Source organism: Vibrio sp. 03_296 (assembly GCF_002265885.1).
Map to the genome: position 1 here is coordinate 56334 of NZ_NPKW01000140.1, position 24072 is coordinate 80405.

The 24072-nt window shown below is 47.3% G+C and carries 21 protein-coding genes and 1 pseudogene; 14 read left to right on the top strand and 8 right to left on the bottom strand.

The features are described 5' to 3' along the window. From lpxA to CIK04_RS18245, 9 genes are all read left to right on the top strand, one after another. The gene (gene lpxA / locus CIK04_RS18205; protein ID WP_013571268.1) at positions 1-789 is read left to right on the top strand and encodes an acyl-ACP--UDP-N-acetylglucosamine O-acyltransferase; all 789 of its coding nucleotides are present in this window, start codon (positions 1-3) and stop codon (positions 787-789) included. A 92-nt stretch (positions 790-881) separates the two neighbouring features. After that, positions 882-2024 (top strand): lipid-A-disaccharide synthase, encoded by a 1143-nt coding sequence (gene lpxB / locus CIK04_RS18210; protein ID WP_058667152.1) that lies wholly within the window; start codon positions 882-884, stop codon positions 2022-2024. 3 nt (positions 2025-2027) lie between these two features. Continuing rightward, positions 2028-2651 carry a ribonuclease HII gene (gene rnhB, locus CIK04_RS18215; RefSeq protein WP_097352151.1) on the top strand — a complete coding sequence of 208 codons (624 nt, stop codon included), beginning with the start codon at positions 2028-2030 and terminating at the stop codon, positions 2649-2651. Between the two features lie 113 nt (positions 2652-2764). Next, positions 2765-6244, top strand: coding sequence for a DNA polymerase III subunit alpha (gene dnaE, locus CIK04_RS18220; protein WP_038941295.1), 3480 nt, complete (start codon positions 2765-2767; stop codon positions 6242-6244). A gap of 37 nt (positions 6245-6281) precedes the next feature. Then, positions 6282-7241 (top strand): acetyl-CoA carboxylase carboxyl transferase subunit alpha, encoded by a 960-nt coding sequence (accA, locus tag CIK04_RS18225; RefSeq protein ID WP_011079778.1) that lies wholly within the window; start codon positions 6282-6284, stop codon positions 7239-7241. Between the two features lie 84 nt (positions 7242-7325). Next, positions 7326-8636 carry a tRNA lysidine(34) synthetase TilS gene (gene tilS / locus CIK04_RS18230; protein ID WP_097352152.1) on the top strand — a complete coding sequence of 437 codons (1311 nt, stop codon included), beginning with the start codon at positions 7326-7328 and terminating at the stop codon, positions 8634-8636. A 63-nt stretch (positions 8637-8699) separates the two neighbouring features. Then, a complete protein-coding gene (locus tag CIK04_RS18235; RefSeq protein ID WP_017790044.1) occupies positions 8700-9014 on the top strand; it encodes a cytochrome c in 315 nt (104 codons plus the stop codon). 137 nt (positions 9015-9151) lie between these two features. After that, positions 9152-9490 carry a nitrogen regulatory protein P-II gene (gene glnB / locus CIK04_RS18240; protein ID WP_013571272.1) on the top strand — a complete coding sequence of 113 codons (339 nt, stop codon included), beginning with the start codon at positions 9152-9154 and terminating at the stop codon, positions 9488-9490. A gap of 60 nt (positions 9491-9550) precedes the next feature. Next, a complete protein-coding gene (locus tag CIK04_RS18245) occupies positions 9551-10405 on the top strand; it encodes an endonuclease/exonuclease/phosphatase family protein (protein ID WP_038941293.1) in 855 nt (284 codons plus the stop codon). On the opposite strand, the gene CIK04_RS18250 is transcribed toward CIK04_RS18245, so the two are convergent. From CIK04_RS18250 to gloB, 3 genes are all read right to left on the bottom strand, one after another. After that, the gene (locus CIK04_RS18250; protein ID WP_097352153.1) at positions 10383-11072 is read right to left on the bottom strand and encodes a YIP1 family protein; all 690 of its coding nucleotides are present in this window, start codon (positions 11070-11072) and stop codon (positions 10383-10385) included. The genes CIK04_RS18245 and CIK04_RS18250 overlap by 23 nt on opposite strands. Further along, positions 11069-12652 (bottom strand): LysM peptidoglycan-binding domain-containing protein, encoded by a 1584-nt coding sequence (locus CIK04_RS18255; protein ID WP_039446979.1) that lies wholly within the window; start codon positions 12650-12652, stop codon positions 11069-11071. Before CIK04_RS18255 ends, CIK04_RS18250 begins: the two co-directional genes overlap by 4 nt. Before the next feature lie 71 nt (positions 12653-12723). Further along, positions 12724-13482: a hydroxyacylglutathione hydrolase gene (gloB, locus tag CIK04_RS18260; RefSeq protein ID WP_011079785.1), complete on the bottom strand. Its 759-nt coding sequence runs from the start codon at positions 13480-13482 to the stop codon at positions 12724-12726. Positions 13483-13520: 38 nt separating this feature from the next. Between gloB and CIK04_RS18265 the strand changes: the two genes are divergently transcribed. After that, entirely contained in the window at positions 13521-14288 is a 768-nt protein-coding gene (locus tag CIK04_RS18265) for a class I SAM-dependent methyltransferase (RefSeq protein WP_011150951.1), read from the top strand. A gap of 1 nt (position 14289) precedes the next feature. Here the strand turns inward: CIK04_RS18265 and rnhA are convergent, their stop codons facing one another. Next, a complete protein-coding gene (gene rnhA / locus CIK04_RS18270; RefSeq protein WP_017419553.1) occupies positions 14290-14757 on the bottom strand; it encodes a ribonuclease HI in 468 nt (155 codons plus the stop codon). 68 nt (positions 14758-14825) lie between these two features. Between rnhA and dnaQ the strand changes: the two genes are divergently transcribed. From dnaQ to CIK04_RS18290, 4 genes are all read left to right on the top strand, one after another. After that, a complete protein-coding gene (dnaQ, locus tag CIK04_RS18275; RefSeq protein ID WP_011079788.1) occupies positions 14826-15557 on the top strand; it encodes a DNA polymerase III subunit epsilon in 732 nt (243 codons plus the stop codon). Between the two features lie 8 nt (positions 15558-15565). Further along, the gene (locus CIK04_RS18280) at positions 15566-16816 is read left to right on the top strand and encodes a TIGR03503 family protein (RefSeq protein WP_170937793.1); all 1251 of its coding nucleotides are present in this window, start codon (positions 15566-15568) and stop codon (positions 16814-16816) included. A gap of 71 nt (positions 16817-16887) precedes the next feature. Further along, positions 16888-17502, top strand: coding sequence for an NAD(P)H-dependent oxidoreductase (locus tag CIK04_RS18285; protein WP_038941285.1), 615 nt, complete (start codon positions 16888-16890; stop codon positions 17500-17502). Continuing rightward, positions 17502-19451 (top strand): monovalent cation:proton antiporter-2 (CPA2) family protein, encoded by a 1950-nt coding sequence (locus CIK04_RS18290; protein WP_039554405.1) that lies wholly within the window; start codon positions 17502-17504, stop codon positions 19449-19451. Before CIK04_RS18285 ends, CIK04_RS18290 begins: the two co-directional genes overlap by 1 nt. Before the next feature lie 90 nt (positions 19452-19541). Here the strand turns inward: CIK04_RS18290 and CIK04_RS18295 are convergent, their stop codons facing one another. The 4 genes and pseudogenes from CIK04_RS18295 to CIK04_RS35600 all read right to left on the bottom strand — a co-directional run. Beyond that, entirely contained in the window at positions 19542-20222 is a 681-nt protein-coding gene (locus CIK04_RS18295; protein WP_128824638.1) for a hypothetical protein, read from the bottom strand. Further along, complete coding sequence (locus CIK04_RS18300) at positions 20219-20896, bottom strand: hypothetical protein (RefSeq protein ID WP_097352154.1); 678 nt, start codon at positions 20894-20896, stop codon at positions 20219-20221. The genes CIK04_RS18295 and CIK04_RS18300 overlap by 4 nt, the downstream gene beginning before the upstream one ends. A 1-nt stretch (position 20897) precedes the next feature. Beyond that, positions 20898-21755, bottom strand: coding sequence for an AHH domain-containing protein (locus CIK04_RS18305; protein WP_097352155.1), 858 nt, complete (start codon positions 21753-21755; stop codon positions 20898-20900). Positions 21756-23484: 1729 nt separating this feature from the next. Further along, positions 23485-23772 (bottom strand): annotated as a pseudogene (locus tag CIK04_RS35600) (PAAR domain-containing protein); the annotation flags it as partial. Positions 23773-24072 lie beyond the last annotated feature (300 nt).

The window sequence follows — 24072 nt, forward strand, 5'->3', positions numbered from 1 at the left end:
ATGATTGATGCAACTGCGCAAATCCACCCAACAGCGGTGGTAGAAGAAGGCGCTGTGATAGGTGCCAACGTTAAAATTGGTCCTTTTTGCTATGTGGATAGCAAAGTTGAAATTGGCGAAGGCACGGAACTGCTTTCTCATGTTGTGGTGAAAGGACCAACCAAAATTGGTAAAGAAAACCGCATTTTCCAGTTTGCATCAATTGGTGAAGCGTGTCAGGACCTCAAATTTGCAGGTGAGGATACGCAGCTTATTATTGGCGATCGAAACACCATTCGTGAAAGTGTCACCATGCACCGTGGCACCGTACAAGACAAAGGTATTACCATCGTTGGTAGTGATAACTTGTTTATGATCAATGCGCACGTTGCTCACGACTGTGTTATCGGCGACCGCTGTATTTTTGCTAACAATGCAACATTAGCTGGACACGTCAAAGTCGGTAACCAAGCGATTGTCGGTGGTATGTCTGCGATTCACCAGTTCTGTCATATCGGTGATCACTGTATGCTGGGTGGCGGTTCTATTGTGGTTCAAGATGTGCCGCCTTATGTGATGGCACAAGGTAATCACTGCGCACCGTTTGGCATCAATGTGGAAGGTTTGAAGCGCCGTGGCTTTGAGAAGAAAGAAATTCTTGCTATTCGCCGTGCATACAAAACGCTTTACCGCAGTGGTTTAACCCTAGAAGCGGCAAAAGAAGAAATCGCGAAAGAGACGGAAGCGTTTCCAGCGGTTAAGCTGTTTTTGGAGTTTTTGGAAAAATCACAGCGTGGCATTATTCGCTAATCGTCCGGATTTGACATACTGTACAAAAGATCGCCGTCTCTGATGGCGGTCTTTTTGTGTTTTTAGCGTGGAACAAAAAAGGTCAGTAAACCATGAGCAACAAGCCATTGCGTATTGGAATCGTCGCTGGAGAGCTCTCTGGTGATACGCTAGGTGAAGGCTTTATCAAAGCAATCAAAGCCGTTCATCCTGATGCAGAATTTGTTGGTATCGGTGGGCCAAAGATGATCGCTCAAGGCTGCCAGTCGCTGTTTGATATGGAAGAGTTGGCGGTGATGGGGCTGGTGGAAGTCTTGGGGCGCTTACCTCGCTTACTGAGAGTGAAAGCGGAACTGGTGCGTTACTTTACCGAAAATCCTCCTGATGTATTTGTCGGTATAGACGCGCCAGACTTTAACTTACGCCTTGAGTTAGATCTGAAAAACGCCGGCATTAAAACGGTGCATTATGTGAGTCCTTCGGTATGGGCTTGGCGTCAAAAACGCATTTTCAAAATCGCGAAAGCCACCCATTTGGTATTGGCATTTCTGCCCTTCGAAAAAGCGTTTTACGACAAATTTAATGTCCCTTGTGAGTTTATTGGCCATACGCTCGCCGATGCTATTCCGTTGGAATCAGACAAAGCACCAGCCCGTGAGTTGCTCGGGTTGGAACAAGATAAGCAATGGCTGGCAGTGCTGCCAGGAAGCCGTGGTAGTGAGCTGAAAATGCTATCACAGCCATTCATTGAAACATGTAAGAAACTCAAACAGGTATTCCCAGATCTGGGGTTTGTTGTCGCGCTAGTCAACCAAAAACGTCGCGAGCAGTTTGAACAAGCGTGGAAAGAGTACGCGCCAGAGTTGGATTTCAAACTGGTGGATGATACCGCGCGAAATGTCATTACCGCCTCAGATGCGGTCATGCTGGCCTCGGGTACCGTGGCGCTCGAATGCATGTTACTTAAGCGCCCAATGGTGGTGGGGTACAAAGTGAATGCTTTCACTGCGTTTTTGGCCAAGCGATTGTTAAAAACTCAGTATGTATCGTTGCCCAATATTCTCTCTGATAGTGAGTTGGTTAAAGAGTACTTACAAGAAGCGTGTACACCTGAAAACTTGTTTGCAGAAGTCTCCAACTTACTGGCATCGGATAACCAAACTATGTTGGATAAGTTTGCGGAAATGCATCATTGGATCCGCAAAGATGCCGACCAACAAGCGGCAAATGCAGTGTTAAAGTTGATTGAGAAATAGAAAATGGCAGCAAAAGAAACCAAAGAATTACCTCCTTTTGAATACCCTCAGGGGTATCACTGCATTGCAGGTGTGGATGAAGTGGGACGAGGCCCGCTGGTGGGGGATGTCGTCACGGCTGCCGTGATCTTAGACCCGAACAATCCTATTGAGGGGTTGAATGACTCTAAAAAGCTAAGCGAAAAGAAACGCTTAGCCTTGTTGCCAGAAATTCAAGAGAAAGCGCTAGCGTGGGCGGTTGGCCGCTGTTCGCCAGAAGAAATCGACCAGTTGAACATCTTGCAAGCCACCATGGTGGCGATGCAACGCGCCGTTGAAGGGCTTGGGATACAGCCCGATTTGGTCTTGATTGATGGTAACCGTTGCCCAGCTTTACCAATGGACAGTCAAGCGGTGGTCAAAGGCGATTTACGTGTCGCGGAGATCAGTGCTGCTTCCATTATTGCAAAGGTCGTACGTGACCAAGAAATGGAAGAGCTGGACAAACAGTACCCACAATTTGGTTTTGCTCAGCACAAAGGCTACCCAACCAAAGCGCATTTTCATGCCATCGAAAAGCACGGTGTGATTGAGCAACACCGCAAAAGTTTTAAGCCGGTTAAGAAAGCACTAGGCATTGAAGAGTAACAAAGCAGCAGGCGCTGCAAACTGCCTGATGTTACCCAGCCTAAAGGGTGTCACTTGCCCCTTTTCTTGGGGTAAAATCGGCACAAAACAGAAGTTAAAAACGGTATCACGTCATGTCTGACCCAAAATTTGTTCACCTGCGAATACACAGTGATTTTTCAATGGTGGATGGCATCAACAAAGTTCCGGCTCTGGTCAAACAGGTGGCGGCGCTCGGTATGCCTGCAATGGCGCTGACAGACTTTACCAACCTATGTGGCTTGGTGAAATTTTATGGCGCAGCCCATGGTAACGGCATTAAGCCTATCATTGGTGCTGATTTCAAAATGCAATCGCCCGAATTTGGTGACGAACTCACTCAGCTAACCGTGTTGGCGGCAGATAATACTGGCTACAAAAACCTGACCCTGCTGATTTCCAAAGCCTACTTGCGAGGTCATGTTCAACATCAACCTGTCATCGATAAAGAGTGGTTAATTGAGCTATCTGAAGGGTTAATCCTCCTTTCAGGTGCACGTAACGGTGAAATCGGTAAAGCACTGCTGAAAGGCAATCAAAAATTGGTCGAAAGCTGTGTGGCGTTTTACCAGCAACACTTTGCCGACCGGTTCTATCTGGAGCTGATCCGCACGGGCCGTTCAGATGAAGAGACTTACCTGCATTTTGCCATTGAACTGGCCGAGCAATACGATCTCCCTGTGGTGGCCACTAACGAAGTGGTCTTTATTGGACAAGAGCTGTTTGACGCTCACGAAATTCGCGTTGCGATTCATGATGGCTATACGTTAGAAGATCCACGTCGCCCTAAAAATTACAGCCCTCAGCAATATTTACGCACCGAAGAAGAGATGTGCGAGCTGTTTGCCGATATTCCTGAAGCGCTTGAAAACAGTGTTGAGATCGCCAAGCGCTGCAACGTTACTGTGCGTCTTTGGGAATATTTCCTTCCTGCGTTTCCAACCGAAGGGATGGCAGAAACCGAGTTCTTGGTGATGAAATCCAGAGAGGGCTTGGAAGAGCGTCTCGAGTTTCTTTTCCCTGATCCTGAAATTCGTGCACAACGTCGTCCTGAGTATGACGAACGTTTGCAAGTCGAACTCGATGTGATTAACCAAATGGGCTTCCCAGGTTACTTCCTGATCGTAATGGAGTTTATCCAGTGGTCGAAAGACAACGGTATTCCTGTTGGCCCTGGTCGTGGTTCTGGTGCGGGTTCACTGGTGGCATACGCATTGAAAATCACCGACCTTGATCCGTTGGAATATGATCTGCTGTTCGAACGTTTCTTGAACCCAGAACGTGTATCCATGCCCGATTTCGACGTCGACTTCTGTATGGACAAACGTGACCAAGTGATTGACCACGTGGCCGAAATGTATGGCCGAGATGCGGTATCACAGATCATCACCTTCGGTACCATGGCGGCCAAAGCCGTTATTCGCGATGTGGGCCGAGTACTTGGCCACCCGTTTGGTTTTGTTGATCGCATTTCAAAATTAGTGCCGCCCGATCCGGGTATGACGCTGGAAAAAGCCTTTAAGGCGGAACCGGCATTACCTGAGTTGTATGAAGCTGATGAGGAAGTGAAAGAGCTCATCGACATGTGCCGCATTTTGGAAGGCTGTACACGAAATGCCGGTAAGCACGCGGGTGGGGTGGTGATCTCCCCAACCACGATCACCGATTTTGCGCCGATTTACGCCGATGCAGAAGGTAACTTCCCCGTTACTCAGTTTGACAAAAACGACGTTGAAACCGCTGGTTTGGTTAAGTTTGACTTCTTGGGACTGCGCACGCTAACCATTATCGACTGGGCGTTAGGTTTGATTAACCCGCGCTTAGAGCGTGAAGGCAAAGCGCCAGTACGTATTGAGTCCATTCCGCTTGATGATCCTACCTCGTTCCGTATATTGCAAAACTCGGAAACGACAGCGGTATTCCAGCTTGAATCGCGCGGCATGAAAGAGCTGATCAAACGCCTTCAGCCAGACTGTTTCGAAGACATTATCGCACTGGTGGCGCTGTTCCGTCCGGGGCCGTTGCAATCGGGCATGGTAGATAACTTTATCGACCGTAAACATGGCCGAGAAGCCATCTCTTATCCGGATGAAAAGTGGCAACATGAGTCGTTAAAAGAGATTCTTGACCCAACCTACGGCATCATCCTGTATCAAGAACAGGTTATGCAAATCGCTCAGGTACTCTCTGGTTATACCCTTGGTGGTGCAGACATGCTGCGCCGTGCTATGGGTAAGAAAAAGCCAGAAGAGATGGCCAAACAGCGCGCTACCTTTGAAGAAGGTGCGGTGAAAAATGGCGTTGATGGCGAGTTGGCGATGAAAATCTTCGACTTGGTAGAGAAATTTGCGGGCTACGGTTTCAACAAATCGCACTCTGCTGCCTACGCCTTGGTGTCATACCAGACCCTTTGGCTCAAAACGCATTATCCAGCCGAGTTCATGGCCGCGGTAATGACCGCCGATATGGATAACACCGAGAAAGTGGTTGGCTTGGTGGACGAATGTTTCCGCATGAAACTCACGGTATTACCACCGGATATTAACTCAGGCCTATATCGTTTCAACGTGGACGAAAATGGCGCGATTGTTTACGGTATTGGCGCGATCAAAGGGGTTGGTGAAGGCCCGATTGATGCGATTCTCGAAGCGCGTACCAAAGGTGGGCACTTCAAAGACTTGTTTGACTTCTGTGCGCGCATTGACTTGAAGAAAGTCAACAAACGCGTGATTGAGAAACTGATTTACGCAGGCGCGTTGGACCGACTCGGCCCGCATCGTGCTGCTTTAATGGCGTCATTGGATGATGCGGTGAAAGCGGCGAGCCAACACCATCAAGCGGAAGCATTTGGTCAAGCCGATATGTTTGGTGTATTGACCGATGCGCCTGAAGAGGTGGAACACAAATACATTCAAGTGGAACCTTGGCCAGAAAAAGTGTGGCTTGAAGGGGAGCGTGAAACGCTGGGCCTTTATTTGACAGGGCACCCAGTTAATGCGTATCTCACGGAACTCAATAAGTACACCAGTTGTCGATTAAAAGACGCCACCCCAACGCGTCGTGATCAATCACTGACACTGGCTGGCTTAGTGATCGCCGCCCGTGTGATGACCACCAAGCGTGGTACGCGTATCGGTATCATGACATTGGATGATCGCAGCGGTCGTATGGAAGTGATGTTGTTCTCAGATGCGTTAGAACGGTATGCAGATCTGCTGGAAAAAGATAAAATCTTGGTGGTTTCCGGACAGGTCAGCTTTGATGACTTCAATGGTGGCCTTAAAATGACGGCTCGCGAAGTGATGGACCTCGGTTCTGCGCGTGAAAAATACGCCAGAGGAGTGTCAGTTTCGATTGCCGCATCACAGATTGATGACCAGTTTTTTGAGCGCTTTAGCCGGATCTTAGAACCGCATAAAGCCGGAACGATTCCTGTCAATGTATACTACCAGCGTGCCGACGCCAGAGCGCGGTTAACATTGGGCACGGAATGGCGAGTAACGCCTAGTGATACATTACTTGATGAATTAAAAATGTTGCTTGGTAAAGACCAGGTAGAACTCGAATTTAACTAAATTTGGCTAACCGAGCCGAATCAACAAGGATTCATAGATGAGCCTGAATTTTCTAGAATTTGAAAAGCCGATTGCTGAACTAGAAGCAAAAATTGAAGCCCTACGCGACGTCTCTCGTCATGGCGGAGATTCAGCTATTGACCTTGACAAAGAGATTGAACAGCTTGAAAAGAAGAGCCTCGAACTGAAGAAGAAAATTTTCAGTGATCTTGGTGCATGGGAAACGGCGCAGTTAGCTCGCCATCCTCAACGCCCTTATACGCTCGACTATGTCAAACACGTATTTGAAGAGTTTGATGAGCTTGCTGGTGACCGTGCTTATGCCGATGACAAAGCGATCGTTGCAGGTATTGCCCGCTTAGAAGGTCGCCCTGTGATGATCATTGGCCACCAAAAAGGTCGTGAGACTCGTGAAAAAGTGAAGCGTAACTTTGGTATGCCAAAGCCAGAAGGCTACCGTAAAGCACTGCGTCTAATGAAAATGGCAGAGCGTTTCCAAATGCCAATCATCACTTTTATTGACACCGCAGGCGCATACCCTGGCGTCGGTGCGGAAGAGCGTGGTCAGTCAGAAGCGATCGCAACCAACCTAAAAGAAATGGCCGGTTTAACCGTGCCAGTGATTTGTAACGTGGTTGGTGAAGGTGGTTCTGGTGGCGCGTTAGCTATTGGCGTGGGCGACTACGTAAACATGCTTCAATACTCAACTTACTCTGTTATTTCACCAGAAGGTTGTGCTTCTATTTTGTGGCGTGATTCTGACAAAGCCCCACAGGCTGCAGAAGCGATGGGCCTTGTGGCATCTCGCCTAAAAGAGCTTGAACTGATTGATGAAATCATCGAAGAACCACTTGGTGGCGCGCATCGCAACCATGTACAAATGGCAGCGAATATGAAAGCAACGCTACTACGTCAATTAGCGGAGCTGGAACAGTTCCCTCAAGACGTGTTGCTTGAGCGTCGTTACCAGCGCCTAATGAACTACGGATACTGCTAAACCGTTGTTTTAGGTTATAAGACGCATCGTATACAATAAGGGGCTGAACCGCGTGTTCAGCCCCTTTTTAAATTTGGAGTCACTATGGACGCTCTCTATTCTCACTTCTCTCAAGTACTGGAACGACACCGCAAAGCGAACACTCGCTTAGTGGTTGCCTTTAGTGGAGGGGTGGATTCTAGGGTGCTGCTCGAGATGGCCCATCGTTATGCTCAAGAGCATGTTTTGCCGTGCTGTGCAGTTCATGTGCACCATGGTTTGAGCCGCAATGCCGATCAATGGGCTCAATGCTGCGCAGCCTGGTGCCAAGAAAAACAGATTCCACTGACGGTGGAGCGAGTTCAATTGGATTTGAGCCAAGGGAATAGCATTGAGGAAGAAGCGCGCAACGCACGATACCAAGCTTTATCTTCGCATATTAACGCCGATGATCTTCTTCTCACCGGTCAGCACGCGGATGATCAGGTAGAAACCTTTCTGCTGGCGCTAAAACGAGGCAGTGGTCCCAAGGGGCTGTCATCCATGGCTCAACACATGCCTTTTTCTCAAGGACGGTTGATTCGTCCGCTGCTCGATGTTCGACGCCAAGAGATTGAACGATGTGCGCACGCCATTGGTTTACATTGGGTGGAAGATGAGAGCAATCGAGACACGCGTTATGACCGTAATTTTCTTCGCCAGCAAATCCTTCCCGCGCTGTCTGAACGATGGCCAAGCTTTGCGGCGTCTGTTCAACGCAGTGCCACGCTCTGTGCGGAGCAAGAAGCGTTATTGGATGAGCTGCTGTTACCGGTATTTGAGCAACTGTTTGGTGAAGACCAAAGCTTAGCTATCGGGTTGTTGTCACAGCAAAGTGAGCTGGCTCGTTTCAAGTTGCTCAGAATGTGGCTGGCAAAGCTTGGGCATCCTATGCCAACGCGCCATCAGTTGTCGCTCATTTGGCAGCAAGTTGCGCTTTCTCAAGCAGATGCCAATCCAATACTGCAACTGAGCCAAGGGCAAGTGCGCCGTTTCAATCAGCGTCTTTATTTGGTTGCAGACAACCAGGATCTCTCCGCTTGGCATGCGCCGATCACGCTTAATACACCGCTTGCGTTGCCTGATGGTTTAGGGACGATTGAGTTAACGCTAAGTCGTGGTTTCGGTCAAATCGCGCTTCCAGAGCAAAGCGAGGCGTTGTGGATAAGCTTTAATCCAGAGGGGCTAAGTGCACATCCAGCGGAGCGAGGCCACAGTCGGAAGTTGAAAAAACTGTTTCAAGAATACCAAGTACCAAGCTGGTTGCGCCGTCGCACGCCAATTTTGATGTATCACCAACAAGTCGTGGCGGTGGCGGGACTGTTTGTAGATCGCCAGTTTATTGGTCAAGATTGTGAGCTGTTTTGGCGCAAGTAATCCAAATTCATGTAAAAATCGTATGGATATAATAACCATCATGGATATAAAAAAGGAAAAGCAATGAAGAAAGTCGCTATGGGTTTGGCTCTAGGATTGGGCCTGATGAGTGGGAGTGCTCTAGCTGCAGGTGATGTCGCTGCAGGGCAAGCAAAAGCTGCAGTGTGTGCCGCTTGTCATGGTGCGAATGGCATGGCTACGATCCCGGGTTACCCAAATCTCAAAGGTCAAAATGAGCAGTATCTTGTCTCTGCTATCAAAGCGTACAAAAACAAAGAGCGTAACGGCGGATTAGCGGTCGTGATGCAAGCGCAAGCGGCAATGTTAAATGATGCAGATATTGCTAATTTGGCCGCTTATTATGCGAGCCTGAAATAATTAAATCGATTTGACGAAAGCCAGAGCCGTTGCTCTGGCTTTTTCGTCTTATACAGGGAGAATAGGGCGGTTTGTGATTGAATGTTGTCGATGGCTCACCGATAATAGGTTAACAAATTGAAGTTTAAGGGATGAACATGAAAAAAATTGAAGCAATTATCAAGCCTTTTAAGCTCGATGATGTTCGTGAAGCGCTAGCTGAAGTCGGTATTACGGGAATGACCGTTTCCGAGGTGAAAGGGTTTGGTCGTCAAAAAGGCCACACTGAGCTTTACCGTGGTGCGGAATACATGGTCGACTTTCTGCCAAAAGTGAAATTGGAAATCGTCGTAACAGAAGATGTGGCGGATAAATGCGTAGAGACCATTATCGAAACTGCACAAACGGGCAAAATTGGTGATGGTAAGATTTTCGTCACAAACGTCGAACGCGTGGTACGTATCCGTACCGGTGAAGAAGACGAAGACGCGATTTAATCACGAAAAAAGGGAGCCTAAGGCTCCTTTTTTTAGCGCTGACATTTAGGGGTTAAGAGAATGAGAAAACGCATTTGGGTGGGGCTGCCATTGGCGTTGGTGTTGGGGGGGATATTTGCGTTCCACACGGTTTTCCACATCCCTGAACAACCTGAAATGACCACTATCAGCGACGGTTCGTTTAACCAGCAACTACATTGTTATGAAAGTTCAACGCGTGCCAGCATTGATCAAGAGGGACGTCTGAACCTGCTGGTATGGAATATTTACAAACAGAATCGCGCTAATTGGCAGACTGTGCTGACACAAATGAGTGCCGGAGCACAATTAATTTTGTTGCAAGAAGCCAGCTTAGAAGATGGGTTAAAACGCTGGATAGCCTCTGGTGGTTGGAGCGGCGAGCAAGTGAACGCGTTTAAAGCGTTTGATAAAGCCGCTGGTGTATTGACATTAGGCTGGCGTAAGCCTCGCTTAGCGTGTGGTTACACCCAATTGGAGCCGTGGATTCGGTTGCCTAAATCGGGATTGTATTCTGAGTACCCGCTCTCCGATGGCCAAATGTTGATCGTGGTTAACCTGCATGCCGTCAATTTCACTTGGGGTGTGCAAGAATATCAGCAACAAGTCAATGACCTGATTGCGGCGTTAAAAGAGCATCCAGGGCCTGCAATTGTCGCGGGCGATTTTAATACTTGGAGCGAAAAACGTTTGCAAGCGGTAACAGAACGATTGGAAAACGCGGGGCTGACGGAAGTGACTTTCTCACCTGATCAACGCACTCGTTTTATCACAGGGCTGCCGCTTGATCATGTGTTCTACAAAGGCTTGGTGCTACAAAAAGCAGAGGCGCCTCAAACGGACGCCTCTGATCATAATCCGCTGTTGGTCAGCTTTACATTACCAACAGATAAATAGCCCAAATCAGATAGTACCCCACCCAAGGAAGGGCGGCGATCACCAAGGCTTGTCCACGTTCAAACTCTGTCCATGTCAGCACGGCTGCATAACCCAGCACAATGTACCAAGGAAGTAGCAAAGGCATTGAACTGGCGAACTGAGACCATTCGTTTGTCAACGGCAGCTTGATCAATCCATTGATACTATTGAGATCGGCGGCGTAAATCACCACTTGACCATGCTTCAATATCAAACTCGCATAGCTAGCGAAGTCGCCTAATACCGCAGGGAAGGTGATCACTGCGGCAGCGGCAAACCATTTCCAAAACCCGTGTTTATGCTGGCTGGGCTTGGTTGCAAGAGTGAACCAAAACGCCAACATCAAAATCGTCAAGGTTCGTCCGAACACATCGCTAATGATCTCACTCGCCATCAAGGTGTTTGGATCGTCCAAGAATTTTAATTGTTCTGGATTAATTTGTTGAAATTGAGGGGTTAAAATTTGACTTAACCACTGAAAATCCACATTAGAAAAATACGCTCCCCAAAACAGGAATGGGGTCAACATGAGAATAATGTAGGGCTGCCAGCCCCAAGCGCCACGCTGATAAAGCGCGAGAAAACATGAGGTTGGAGAGCGAAATATGTCAAGCATCATGACAAACGGGTTACTGGAAGGGGTCATACACTTACCTTAGTTACATCCACGTAGAGTTTTAATTGTTGACCTGGTTTCAGGTACTTTTGATTTTGTAGCGCGTTCCACTTCACAATGTCGTTGCTTTTGACTTTAAACTTGGTCGCGATGCCACTGATGGTGTCGCCTGAACGTACTTTGTAGAAAACGGTGCGGATAATGGCGCCTTCAGAGCTCTCTTTCCAAATCACCAGATCTTGCCCAATGCGCAATGTGTCACGTGGCCCCATGCCATTCCATTTCGCTAATGCTTGATGATCCACTTTATTGGCTTTCGCAATGCTCCATAAGCTTTCGCCGGATTTAACGGTGTGTGTCAGCTTATATTTACCGCGAGCAGTGGCTTGGGTCTTAGCCAAGCGGTTTGCTGCCGACAAGGTGTAAGCGCTGGCGTCTTTTTGCGATGTAGGGATCAGTAGGTACTGACCGACACGAATGTTGTTGCCGTTCAAGCTATTGGCGGTACGGATAACCTCACTGGTGGTGTTATGTTTTTCCGCTAAGACGCTGAGGGTGTCGCCAGAGCGCACTTTGTAGCGCACCATCTTCATACCTTTGCCGCGATTTTCTTCTACCTTAGCAAGGAACTCCTCTGCTTTATCGACAGGAATCAGCAACTGGAATGGACCTTCTGGCGCAGTTGACCACTGATTGTATGCCGGGTTGTAGCTTTGCAGCTCTTTCACTGGTAATCCTGCATATTGTGCAGCGATAGCCAAATCAAGCTGCTCTTTAGGGTCTACTAAGGTAAGAACTGGCTGGTTAGGAATGGCCGGAATATCGATACCGTACTTTTCTTGATTGGCAATAATATCCGCCAGTGCGAGCAGTTTTGGTACATAGCCACTGGTTTCTTTTGGTAAATCAAGTGAAAAGAAATCAGTCGGCTCTCCGAGTTTATTATTTTTACGGATTGCACTTGATACACGGCCCCCACCACTGTTGTAAGCGGCAATCGCATGATTCCAGTTCCCGTCAAAACGCTTATTTAGGTAGGTGAGATAATCGAGCGCAGCATCGGTTGCTGCGGCCACGTCTCGACGACCGTCATACCAAAAATTTTGCTCTAGACCATACATTTTCCCTGTGCCCGGAACAAACTGCCATAAGCCAGCGGCACTGCCATGAGAGTAGGCAAATGGGTCGAATGAGCTTTCAACGACAGGTAAAAGTGCTAGCTCAAGAGGTAAATCGCGCGCTTCAATTTTCTCCGTGATGAGATAGAGAAATGGGGTCGCACGTTGTGAGACGGTTTTAAGGTGATTAGGGTGTTTGAGGTACCAGGTTCGGTAATAATCGACCTTCTCGTGGTCAGGCACCTCTAAGGAAAGCTGCATCGCGATGCGTTGCCACACGTCTTCCTGAGTTTGAGGTGTGACGACAGGTTGCTCAGGGGCAATATTTTTAAGCGTTTTGTCACTTGATTTTACTTTTTTCGCAGTTTGCTGCGACGATTTTGCTTGCGAGGCATTGGTCTCAGGCGTGGCACTGGTATTGCTCTCTGTTTGTAGGCTCTGACAGCCAGAAAGCAATAATAGTGCAAACACCCAACTAAACTTAAAACGCATGGTTCCAGCCTGTTTAACTTTGGGCTGCTGATAATACTTGCCTCCTTGGCCAGGAGACAAGCATCAAAAAGTTAAAATTCGTTCTTCCACTCACGTAATGCTGTAAAAACCGAGAGTGGATCGCTATTTTTCGTTCTGCTAGAAACCGAGTGAATAACACTGGGTTGCAGATATCGAAGAAATGGATTGATCCATTTTTCTTGTCTTAATGTGGTTGGAATGGTTGGCAAATTTTGCGCACGCAGTCGATTGACGGTATCACGGTATTGGTGAAGTAACTCGTTATCCGGTTCCACGGCTAAGGCGAAAGCAACGTTGCTGGCGGTATATTCATGAGCGCAGAACACTTCCGTTTCCTCTGGAAGGGCGAGAAGCTTGTTGAGTGAGTCAAACATTTGTTGCGCGGTACCTTCAAAAATACGACCACAGCCAGCAGAGAAGAGCACATCGCCACAAAACAGTTTGCCGTCGCCAACATAACCAATATGACCCAAGGTATGGCCACCTAAACCTAATACTAAGAAGGTTTCATCGAATAACTCGAGTCGGTCGCCATCCTCCACTGGGTGGGTGAGTGTTGGAATCGGTTCTGCTTTCGGCCCTACAACGTTAACGTTAGGAAAAGCGCGCACCAAATCGGCCACACCGCCAATGTGATCATTGTGGTGGTGGGTGATAAGAATCGCTTCTAAAGTTAACTGATGTTGCTCGATGTAGTGAAGGACAGGCTTGGCGTCGCCTGGGTCGACCACAGCACAACGCTGATCGCTATTTTGAATCAACCAGATGTAATTGTCGTTGAATGCAGGTATGCTTTTGATCTCTAACACGATGGATTCTCCGCTCGTTCGAACTAGTCAGGTGGTTAATGAAGCCAGCACTAAGCAGTAAAGTTATCCAGCATCCCTACACATGGGAAGAAATGAACAACGGACAATGGGTTCGTGAATCGATTCAAACCCGTTTAGACGAATGGTGCCCGAAACTGTTTGGTTACCATTTGCTGAAACTGGGTGGGCTGAGCTGCGAGTTAACCAGTGCAATATGTAACATTCAACACCAAGTTAACTTAGATATCCAGAACCCTTTGCACAATGTCATCGCAGATGGTTACGAATTGCCCTTTCTCGAAAAAAGCTTTGATGCGGTGATCTTGGCGCATCAGCTGGATTACGCCAGTGATCCCCACCGATTACTGCGTGAAGTGGATCGAGTGATGATGGACGATGGCTATCTGGTGATTACAGGGTTTAATCCAGTGAGCTTGACCGGGCTGGCCAGTTTAATGCCTTGGCGAAGAAACAACTTGCCTTGGAGTGGACGAATGTTCACCACCAATCGGATCAAAGATTGGCTGGGAGTGTTGAATTATCAAGTGGTGCATTGCGATCGTTATGCATTGTTTCCGATGAAGAAATACCGAACCATGTGGACTTGGCTTGAAAACAGCCTTGGCGATTGGGCATCTCCTGCGGGCAGTCTCTATTTTATTGTCGCAAGAAAACGCACATATCCCCTTAAGCCCATCAAACCGCATTGGCAGTTAAAGCGTCGTTTATCTCCGCTCGGGGTAATGAACCGACAGCGTGATTTACTGAGCAAGCGCAAAAGCTGCGCTTGCAGAGGAAGAGAGTAGTTTACTCGGCAGGCTGATAACCAGTGTCGTCTAGGGTTGGGTTTTCGGCCGCGGTACGTGCCAACTCGTCACACATTTCGTTTTCACGATGGCCAGCGTGTCCTTTGACCCAGCGCCAGTCAATCGTATGGCGAGTGGTTTCTTTATCAAGCGCTTGCCAAAGGTCGGCGTTTTTGACCGGTTTTTTATCGGCGGTTTTCCAACCGCGCTTTTTCCAATTGTGGATCCACTGAGTAATACCTTGTCGAACATATTGGCTATCGGTTGTGAGAATCACATTGCAAGGTTCTTTCAAGGCCTGAAGAGCAACGATGGTAGCCATCATTTCCATTCGGTTGTTGGTGGTGAGTCTATAGCCTTGTGCTAAGGTTTTTTCGACTTGTTTGTAACGCAAGACGACACCGTAACCACCGGGTCCAGGATTACCGAGGCAAGAACCGTCAGTGAAAATTTCAACTTGTTTTGTCATGTTTTGGTACTATTAGCGAAAGCCATGTTTAAAGCATACGTTCTGCATAGTCTGACACACATATCATTATGAATACCAGTAACAATTCTGAATACGATCGTATCGTTGTGCTCGATACGGAAACCACGGGTATGAACCGTGAAGGTGGCCCACACTATATGGGGCACAGAATCATCGAAATCGGGGCGGTGGAGATCATCAACCGCAAGCTGACCGGGCGACATTTCCATGTTTACCTTAAGCCAGACCGTGAAATTCAACCCGATGCGATCGATGTTCACGGTATTACCGATCAGTTTCTAGTTGATAAACCGGAGTATCGTCAAGTTCACCAAGAGTTCCTAGAGTTCATTAAAGGGGCAGAGCTGGTGGCTCATAACGCGCCCTTCGACGTGGGCTTTATGGATTATGAGTTCGGTAAACTGGACGCCGCTATCGGTAAAACCGATGACTACTGCAAGGTGACCGATACGCTGGCGATGGCGAAGAAGATCTTCCCTGGCAAGCGTAACAATCTAGACGTTTTGTGTGAACGCTACGGCATTGATAACTCACACCGAACGCTCCACGGGGCATTGCTCGATGCGGAGATTCTAGCGGATGTTTACCTGCTGATGACCGGTGGGCAAACCAGTTTGGAGTTCAACGCCAACTCGCAAGAAGGCGGTGGTGAAGACATTCGCCGAGTGGCGGGGCGAAAATCTCTTAAGGTTTTGCGTGCAACGGCCGATGAATTAGAAGCGCACCAATCTAGATTGGATATTGTAGAAAAAAGCGGAACTTGCCTCTGGCGTCAATAGGAGAATCTATGTTGAGGACATTGTCAGTCGTATTATTGTTATTGGTTAGTTGTGTAAGCCATGCTGCGACAGAGTCGACCATGTCCTTGCTGGATAACCGCTTTCGAGTGGATCCAACCATCGATCAAATCACTTTCTTGATTTATCGAGAAAATCCCTCTCAGCCCGTGGTGCTAGTGCGACCAGATGGTCGAAAATACTACGCTTTCAAAAGCTACCCCAACGTCCGCTGGTATCAAGAGCCAGCGATGGACATCATCTCTATTGACAACCCGATGCCGGGCCCTTGGCAAGCCGTGGGAAAAGTGAGCCCAAAAAACAACATTCGGTTGATTTCTCACCTGACGCTTTCAACGGATTTCTTCCCTAGTCGTTTGTATCATGGCGAAGTGATGAAGTTCACCGCAAGGCTCGCATCGGATGATAAGCCGTTGGTCCTGAGAGATTTCCTTGATCGCGTCAATCTAAAAGTGACTTTCACGAAGTTTGTTGAAAACGAGCAAGATTTAGTGAAAGAAGCGCGTCCAGTTCCCATTGTTATTGGCGATTTTAGCGATGATGGCATGGGTTTAGATGAAAGAGCGGGTGATGGTGTATTTACTGTGCAGCTGCCTATCGAAGTGGACCCTGGCAAATATCGGGCGCGTATCACCTCAGGAAATGGTGTTTTCCTGCGAGCCAAAGAACAGGAAGTGCTGGTCTATCCTAGCCCTGTTTCGACCACCTTTATTCAATCACGTGATGAAGGCAAGCCACACAGTATTGTGGTTTCTGGCGAGCAAGGCATGGTACAGCCTGGGTCTTTGGCGGTTCACATTGAGCAAAGTGCTCCGGATGATTTCGTCAATTATGTGCAAGGGCAGGCGGACAAAGAGGGCTTAAAAGTGTCGATGCTGCTCGATAGTAGCCAGATGATCGGCATTTATGGTTGGAAGGGTGAAGTGTTCGCCACTGACGCCGCAACACAACGCCCATTGATGTTCCCCATCTCACAACAAACGTTCAGTGTTGTGAAAGAGGTGGATATTGAAGCCGCGCGCAAAGCCAAAGAAGCAGCGCTTGCAGAACAACGTCGCATTGAAGAAGAACAACGACTTTTGGCGCAGAGAGAGGCCGATCGTAAACAAGCCATCATGATGATTGGTATTGGTAACGTCGTGGTCATTTTGCTCGGGTTGGTGGTGTGGTTCGTCTGGGGCAAGTTGCGAGCAAAACGCCAAGCCATTCCAGAGATGCAATTAGAAGTGCCGAAGAAATAAGTGGATAACTTCGGAATACCCGCCAACTCAGAGAGTTTTTGAGTTGGTGACGAAAAATGGACAAATAACCCATGTCGAAGAACAAAGTTTTGGTGATTTATGCTCACCCATCGCAACATCGCTCAGAGGTCAATGCGCCACTCTTTGCCGCAGCGCAAGCCGTTGACGGTGTCACGTGTGTCGATCTGTATGCCGAGTACCCTCAGTTCGATATCAACATCGACAAAGAACAAGCTCGACTGCTGGAACATGATGTCATCGTGTTTCAGTTTCCTCTTTACTGGTATTCCACCCCTGCATTGTTGAAAGAGTGGCAAGACTTGGTGCTGGAGTATGGTTTTGCCTACGGGACTGATGGCACGGCCTTACAAGACAAGCTGATGCTTTGTGTGGTTTCTGCAGGAGGTAAAGAAGAAGCATACAAAGCGGAGGGGTATAACCACTTTACTATTCGTCAATTGCTGGCACCGATTGAGCAAATGGCCGCGCTAACCAGTATGCACTACCTACCACCGTTTGCGATATTTGGTGCACGTACGGCGTTAGAGGAAAATCGTATTGATCAGCATGTCGAGCGCTACGTGACTTTGCTGCAAGCCTTAGTGGAAGATCGAGTCAATATCCATGCCGCCAATCATTTGAACAAAATCACTCATGCCCTACCTCAAATCATCAAGGAAGCCTGATGACTCAAATATTTTTACAAGCCTTCATCTACCTGATTGCCGCAGTGATTGCCGTGCCATTAGCAAAACGCTTTGGCCTAGGTTCTGTACTCGGATACCTTATCGCTGGCGTGGTGATTGGCCCCATCGTTGGTTTGGTCGGGGAAGAAACCACCACCATTCAGCATTTCGCCGAATTTGGTGTGGTGATGATGTTGTTTTTGGTCGGTTTAGAGCTTGAGCCTAAAATGCTTTGGGCAATGCGTAACCGCTTGTTGGGACTAGGCGGCTTACAAGTTGCGGGTACCGCTGGGATTATTGTGGCGATTGCTGTCTATTTCGGCCAAGTGTGGACCACGGCCTTAGCGATTGGATTGATTTTCGCCTTATCATCAACGGCGATCGTGTTGCAAACCTTTAACGAGAAGCGATTAAGCAAGACGGAAGGGGGTAAAAACGCGTTTTCTGTGTTGTTGTTCCAAGACATCGCGGTCATTCCGATGCTGGCGTTCATCCCACTGCTCGCCCTGCCTGAATTGGTCGAGCAAGCTCAGCAATCCATCCAATCGGCCTCGGAGCATCATGAACAGTTGAGCCTGGTTGCCGGCTTACCCGGTTGGGCCTATGGTATCGTCATTACACTGTCCATTGGCGTGGTGATCGTCGGTGGGCATTACCTTAGTCGTCCGATTTTTCGTTACGTGGCCGATTCTGGCTTAAGAGAAATTTTTACCGCAGCGGCCTTGATGCTGGTGATTGGTATTGCGGCGTTGATGAGTTTAGTTGGACTTTCTCCTGCGTTGGGCACATTTTTGGCGGGCGTCATGCTGGCAAACAGTGAGTTTCGTCATGAGCTTGAATCGAACATTGAGCCTTTCAAAGGGCTGCTTTTGGGCCTGTTTTTCATTACGGTCGGAGCGGGCATCGATTTTACCATTCTCTTCAACAAGTTCGGCACTATCATCGGTTTGACGTTGGCGGTGATGCTCCTTAAAGCCTTAGTGTTACTGGCGTTGTCGTTTATTTTCCGCATTAAAGGCAGTGATCGTTGGTTGTTTGCATTGAGCTTGGCGCAGGCGGGTGAATTTGGTTTTGTGTTGCTGAGTTTCTCAGTACAAAATCACGTGATATCGACGTCTCTCTCCCAGCAACTCTCGCTGGTGGTGGCGATCTCCATGTTTCTCACTCCGGGCCTGTTTATCCTCTTTGACCGAGTTATTTTGCCGAAGTTTGCCACTAAGTTTAATGAAAGAGCCGATGATGACATTGATGAAAAAGGCACAGTGATCATCGCCGGTATTGGGCGCTTTGGACAAATAGTCAATCGCTTATTGTTGTCTAACGGAATTAAAACCGTTGCACTTGATTACCAAGCGAATCAGGTAGATGTGATGCGACAGATTGGCACTCAAGCTTACTTTGGTGATGTGACTCGCCCCGATATTCTGCACACCGCGGGAATTGAAGAAGCGGCGGCGATTGTGGTTGCTATTGATAATCGCGATGCCAGTGTAGAGTTAGTCAAGCAGGTTAAGCACGCTTACCCTAGTGTGAAAGTCATCGCCAGAGCATTTGACCGTGGACACGGTTATCGTCTGCGCCAAGCCGGGGCGGATGTGATTGAGTCAGAGACTTATCATTCGGCATTAGAAGTGGGCGGGCAAACCATGAAATTATTGGGGGTTCATCCGTTTTTTGTTGAGCAACAAAAGATGAGATACAAGCGCGTTGAAAATCGTAAGTCAGATTCTTTGTACAGCGCTTGGTTAGACGATTCAGAAGGTGAGCGTTTTGATAACAACTACAGAAAGCTGTTTATGCAGCTTGAAGAGAAAATGATGTTGGAAATGCAAAAGGATCGCCATACCAATCTTTCTCGCTCCGAGCGGGGTTGGACACCGCCCCCCAAAGATTACGCTGACGATCTGCAAGAGCTCAACAATGAGGTAAATGATCTCAACTTCAAATAGTGTTATTTGATTTTTGTAAGACCAAGGTTGACTGAAGCCATTGCTATTCAGTGTGTCTTTTCGACGGGCATATTATTGAGCAATGGCTTTTTAACATATCAGATTCCCATCGGCGTCGTATTCTGCGCGAGTACCCATATTTTCTTGATACTCTTCAATTCGGGTAAAGCGGCAATCAAGGGGTTGATATTTCTCCATGATTTCTTTAACGGATTTATGCACAGCAAGGCAGTTCGTGGTGTGTATGTCGTTCCAAATTAAGCGTTTTTCCAAGGGCACGGCAGCGAGCTTTTCTGGTGATAAAACGACTTTTTTGAAGGTGTAGAGTGGGGGCAGGTAATCAGCAAAGACATCTTTTTCGTACTCGCTCTGCTCAAAGTCAACGAAATCGTAATATGTGTAATCCTCATCAACCGGATTTTCGTAGAAGTTTAAGTAGTGATAGTCATCGTGGTAAGTGTCATCGTCATTGATGATAACGGCTCTCAGCCATTGCGCTCCGATAATATCGATATGGCGCAGTGCCAGATACAGTTCGCGTTTTACCATCATTTTCCTGCCGGACATATGTAAGTTACACAACTGATGGTGTATCCCTTGACTTGTGTCTTCATCCCTAAAGCCATTTTCAAAGTAAAACCAGCGATTGGTGTTTTCTTGAAACTGATTAAACGTAAGATCAGCTCCCGCATTTTTCTCATGACCAGTCAAAACCATAGCGTGCTCGCCCACACGCTGGTACACCACATAATAATCAGAATATTCACTCATATTAGATTCCCATCGGCGTCGTATTCTGCGCGAGTGCCCATATCTTCTTGATACTCTTCAATTCGGGTAAAGCGACAATCAAGAGGTTGGTATTTTTCCATGATTTCTTTAACGGATTTATGTACGACGAGGCAATCCGTAAACTGCAAGTCATCCCAAATTAAGCGTTTTTCCAAGGGCACGGCAGCGAGTTTTTCTGGTGATAAGACGATTTTCTCGAAGGTATAGAGCGGGGGCAGGTAGTCGGCAAAGACATCTTTTTCGTACTCGCTCTGCTCAAAGTCAACGAAATCGTAATAGGCATAATTTCGGTCTAAAGGATTTCGGAAAAAATTCAGGTAGTGGTAATCATCGTGGTAAGTGTCATCGTCATTGATGATAACGGCTTTTAGCCATTGCGCTCCGGTGATATCGATATGGCGCAGTGCCAGATACAGCTCGCGTTTCACCATCATGTTTCTGCCGGACATATGTAAGTTACATAGCTGATGGTGAATCCCTTGACTTGTGTCTTCATCCCTAAAGCCATTTAGAAAGTAAAACCAGCGATTGGTGTTTTCCTGGAAGTCATTCGCCGTTAACGCTCGTGGAGTATCATTTTTATGCCCGACTAACACCATGGCGTGCTCGCCCACACGTTGGTAAACCACATAATAATCAGAAAATTCACTCATATTAGATTCCTTGCTTTAATGTCCATTTATCGCCTTTAGGCCAGGTGATCACTCGGTTGTTCCAAATCGCATGTTCTTTGCTTAATTCAGGGCGTTTAAAGTTGTACTTTCGGTCGGTTTGGCCAAAATGGTTACAGCCAACGGGGCAGCGCTCACTGGTTTCTCGAGCTTTTGTAATGCTGGTTTGGCCTCTGCATCCCACGTATGAAGAAAAATTGTTGGGGATATTGGTAAGAGCCACTTTATTTGAAACGATTTTGTCCAATAAACGTTTGCTTATTTTGTTTGTGATATCGTCGATATTAGGTGTTTTATCACTTGCTTTTGTGTTTGGAGGACATTGTTTTAATAGTTCTTTGACCTTTTCAAGTTCATTTTTTACGGTGGTGTGATAGGCCTTACTTTCTACGGGTTTATCTGGGTGTTCGCCCCGGTGTGCTTGCAAGCCTAAATGGCAGGCTCCTGGCAAGGTTGCGGGCAAGCCGACTAAGTTGTCGAGGGTATCGATGACATACCCGGCAGCTATTAGTTGTTGGGCGGCGTAATCATCCAAATGCGCCCCTTTAGATGAGATTAAGTGATGGGTTTCCATATGAATGCCCAGAAAATAGGGGTGAGGGTCGCCATCCACATACCAGTGATTCGCGATCTGCGAGCGTTTATGCGCGGGGCGCTGCATGGCTTCTGCTTCGCTGGCCGGTTTCCAGTTGTACTGAGACCTGACATTGGCAATCCACCGTTGTCGGTAGTCCATTTTTTCTAAGTTGCCCAGTGTCTGTGGTGATTCTGAGTCATCCGAGCTTGGGGTGCCTAACGACGTTGAGGGTGAGTTTGTTCCGCTTGGTTTAGTATTACGCATAATTTAATCTCCCGGCTCTGACGGGCTTGGTATCGTGGCCTGTTTTCCCGCACACGCGACATCTTGGTGGTTTGTCATCACGTTTTGGCGTCGAAACACTCTTTTTCACCGTTCTATTGGTCCAACCCGTGAATGTCGTTGATAATGCTTTGGATCTTGCAATCGCGATTTTTTTCAGTTTTTCGAACAGCGCAAGAAGTTGCTCAAATGCGCTCAAAACTGCGTTAAGTCCACTTCGCATGTTTTGTACCGCTTTGTTGTGGCTTACTGCCTTGGCAAACATATTTGAGTATTTCGCTATTTTTTGAGACGTTGCTGCGGCTTTGACGGCGGCTCCTGCCCCGACCGAGATCAGACCAAGTAGCAATACCAACAAGACTTCGAGAGCGATGTAAATGCCTGCTTTTCCTAGACAGTAGGTATAAAAATTAGGTGGGATCTCTTCAAAAATACGCATGATGTAGTCGAGGTAAAGCAAGACACTGTCATCTTCTTCTAACAACGCAATGAACAAGTGGAAATCTGAACTGTTACGTAACTTTTGAGCTAAGTCTGGATCAATTTCGACTAGTGTTGACTCTATAAATCGTTGGATTTCCTTCACTTTTCGTTGTCTGATGTGGCCAATTAATGCAAATATCTCCTCTCTGTATTTTACGTAAACACTTAACTCTTCAGCGGAGTTGACGGCTTTGTTGTAAATATCGAGTGGGCTATGTTCAGCAAAGAAAATTTCTATCGAGTCAGGTACTAGTGGCTCAACAACAACATCATAAGCAATGCCAGAATAAAGCTTGGTCATTTCTGTTACGCCAATGGCGAAGACATGCGAGTCAGCTTGTAGTGTCTCCAGCCAGTTACTCTCTATCGCCTTACCATGTTCATCATATTTTATTGCGCGGATTCCATTGATGATGTTTGTATTAGCCTGAATAAATCGGTGGTCAATTTTATTCTGTATGCTTGATGCATATTCGCCTAGTGAATCCCAACCGCGTGACAGCCCTTCGGATAAGGTATCGCCAAGTTCTCCCCAAAGCTCTGGTGTAAATAAATCCAGTTGATCAGAGCCCCATGCAACAGCACCATCGTAAACGCCGTCGGCAAGAGTTAGCCATCCTCGTTCTGCCCATGCTTTATTGAATGGTTTCATGCTGTCTGAGACCGATGTAAAGATACTATCGAGTTCTTTGTGTAACTCATCAGTTAACTGTTTTATTTCACTAGCAGAACCACTCTTCCCAAGCACATCAACAAGAACCTTGGTTTGTTCGAGAGGAATGTTTTCAATAACGTGGACACCGGGTTCAAATTGTTCAGATTGTTTTGCTTCTTGTACTTCGTAATGGTCAGAGTTGCGTTTTGTGGTTCCATCTGAATGCTCTGTCGAAGCCTCCACTTCGTGAACAAGTTTCTGAGAGCCATCGCTGGCTTCAGTGCTAATGACCGAGCTATAAAACGGAATCGCGGTATTCCAAAGATCATCATATTCCAACCGGATCTTGACCCAACTGAACTCTTCTTTCTCTGCTTCTGTTATGAAGCTTTCGCCGTCTGTTTTAGCCGTTATATCTTCATGCTGTTGGAATTGATCAGATAGGGAGGATTGCAATAATGGTTGATGGCTTTGTGATGTAGCCTTCGAGCTTGCGCTCTCTGCGGTACTTTCTTTAGCAGATATAGGGGAGCTTTTAGGCGCAGGAGAGGGTTGGACGACAATCCCTGCATCTCCAATAAGCACTGTTCCTGCACCGCTAATTATAACCCCGCCATGAGATGAACTATCGCCCAGTCTTGCTGCGGGTTTACCGTTAATAAAAACTGACGATGATCCGCCAGATATACTATCTGCTGGGCCTACACATACGATTGAATCGCCTTCGCGCGCAGCTGGAAGCCCCTCAATGAACACATTTGGAGAGCCGTTAACGATTGGTCCCCCCACATGGGGGACTTTACCCGTCTTTTTAGGGCAGACGTGAAAATCGGAGATACGTGCCGCTGGCTTTTTACTCAATGTGCTCTACCTACGCAATGGTTTGAATGGCGAGATTATCAAGACCAAAGCAGTGAAGTAGCAATGCAATATGATTGGTTTTTGATTGGAATGCGAACGATAGCAACGATATATGTAACTGATAATTAAGTTTTTATTTCTAATTAAAACACGTAACGCAACTTTGGTGTTTTGCCGCTGAATAAGAGGTTTATTGAAAGGTGGTGAGATTCTTTATACATAAAAAAACGGGAGCTCGGCTCCCGTTGTACTTGTGATACTTTTGTGGTGACTAAGCAACGTTATCCATCACATCGGTAK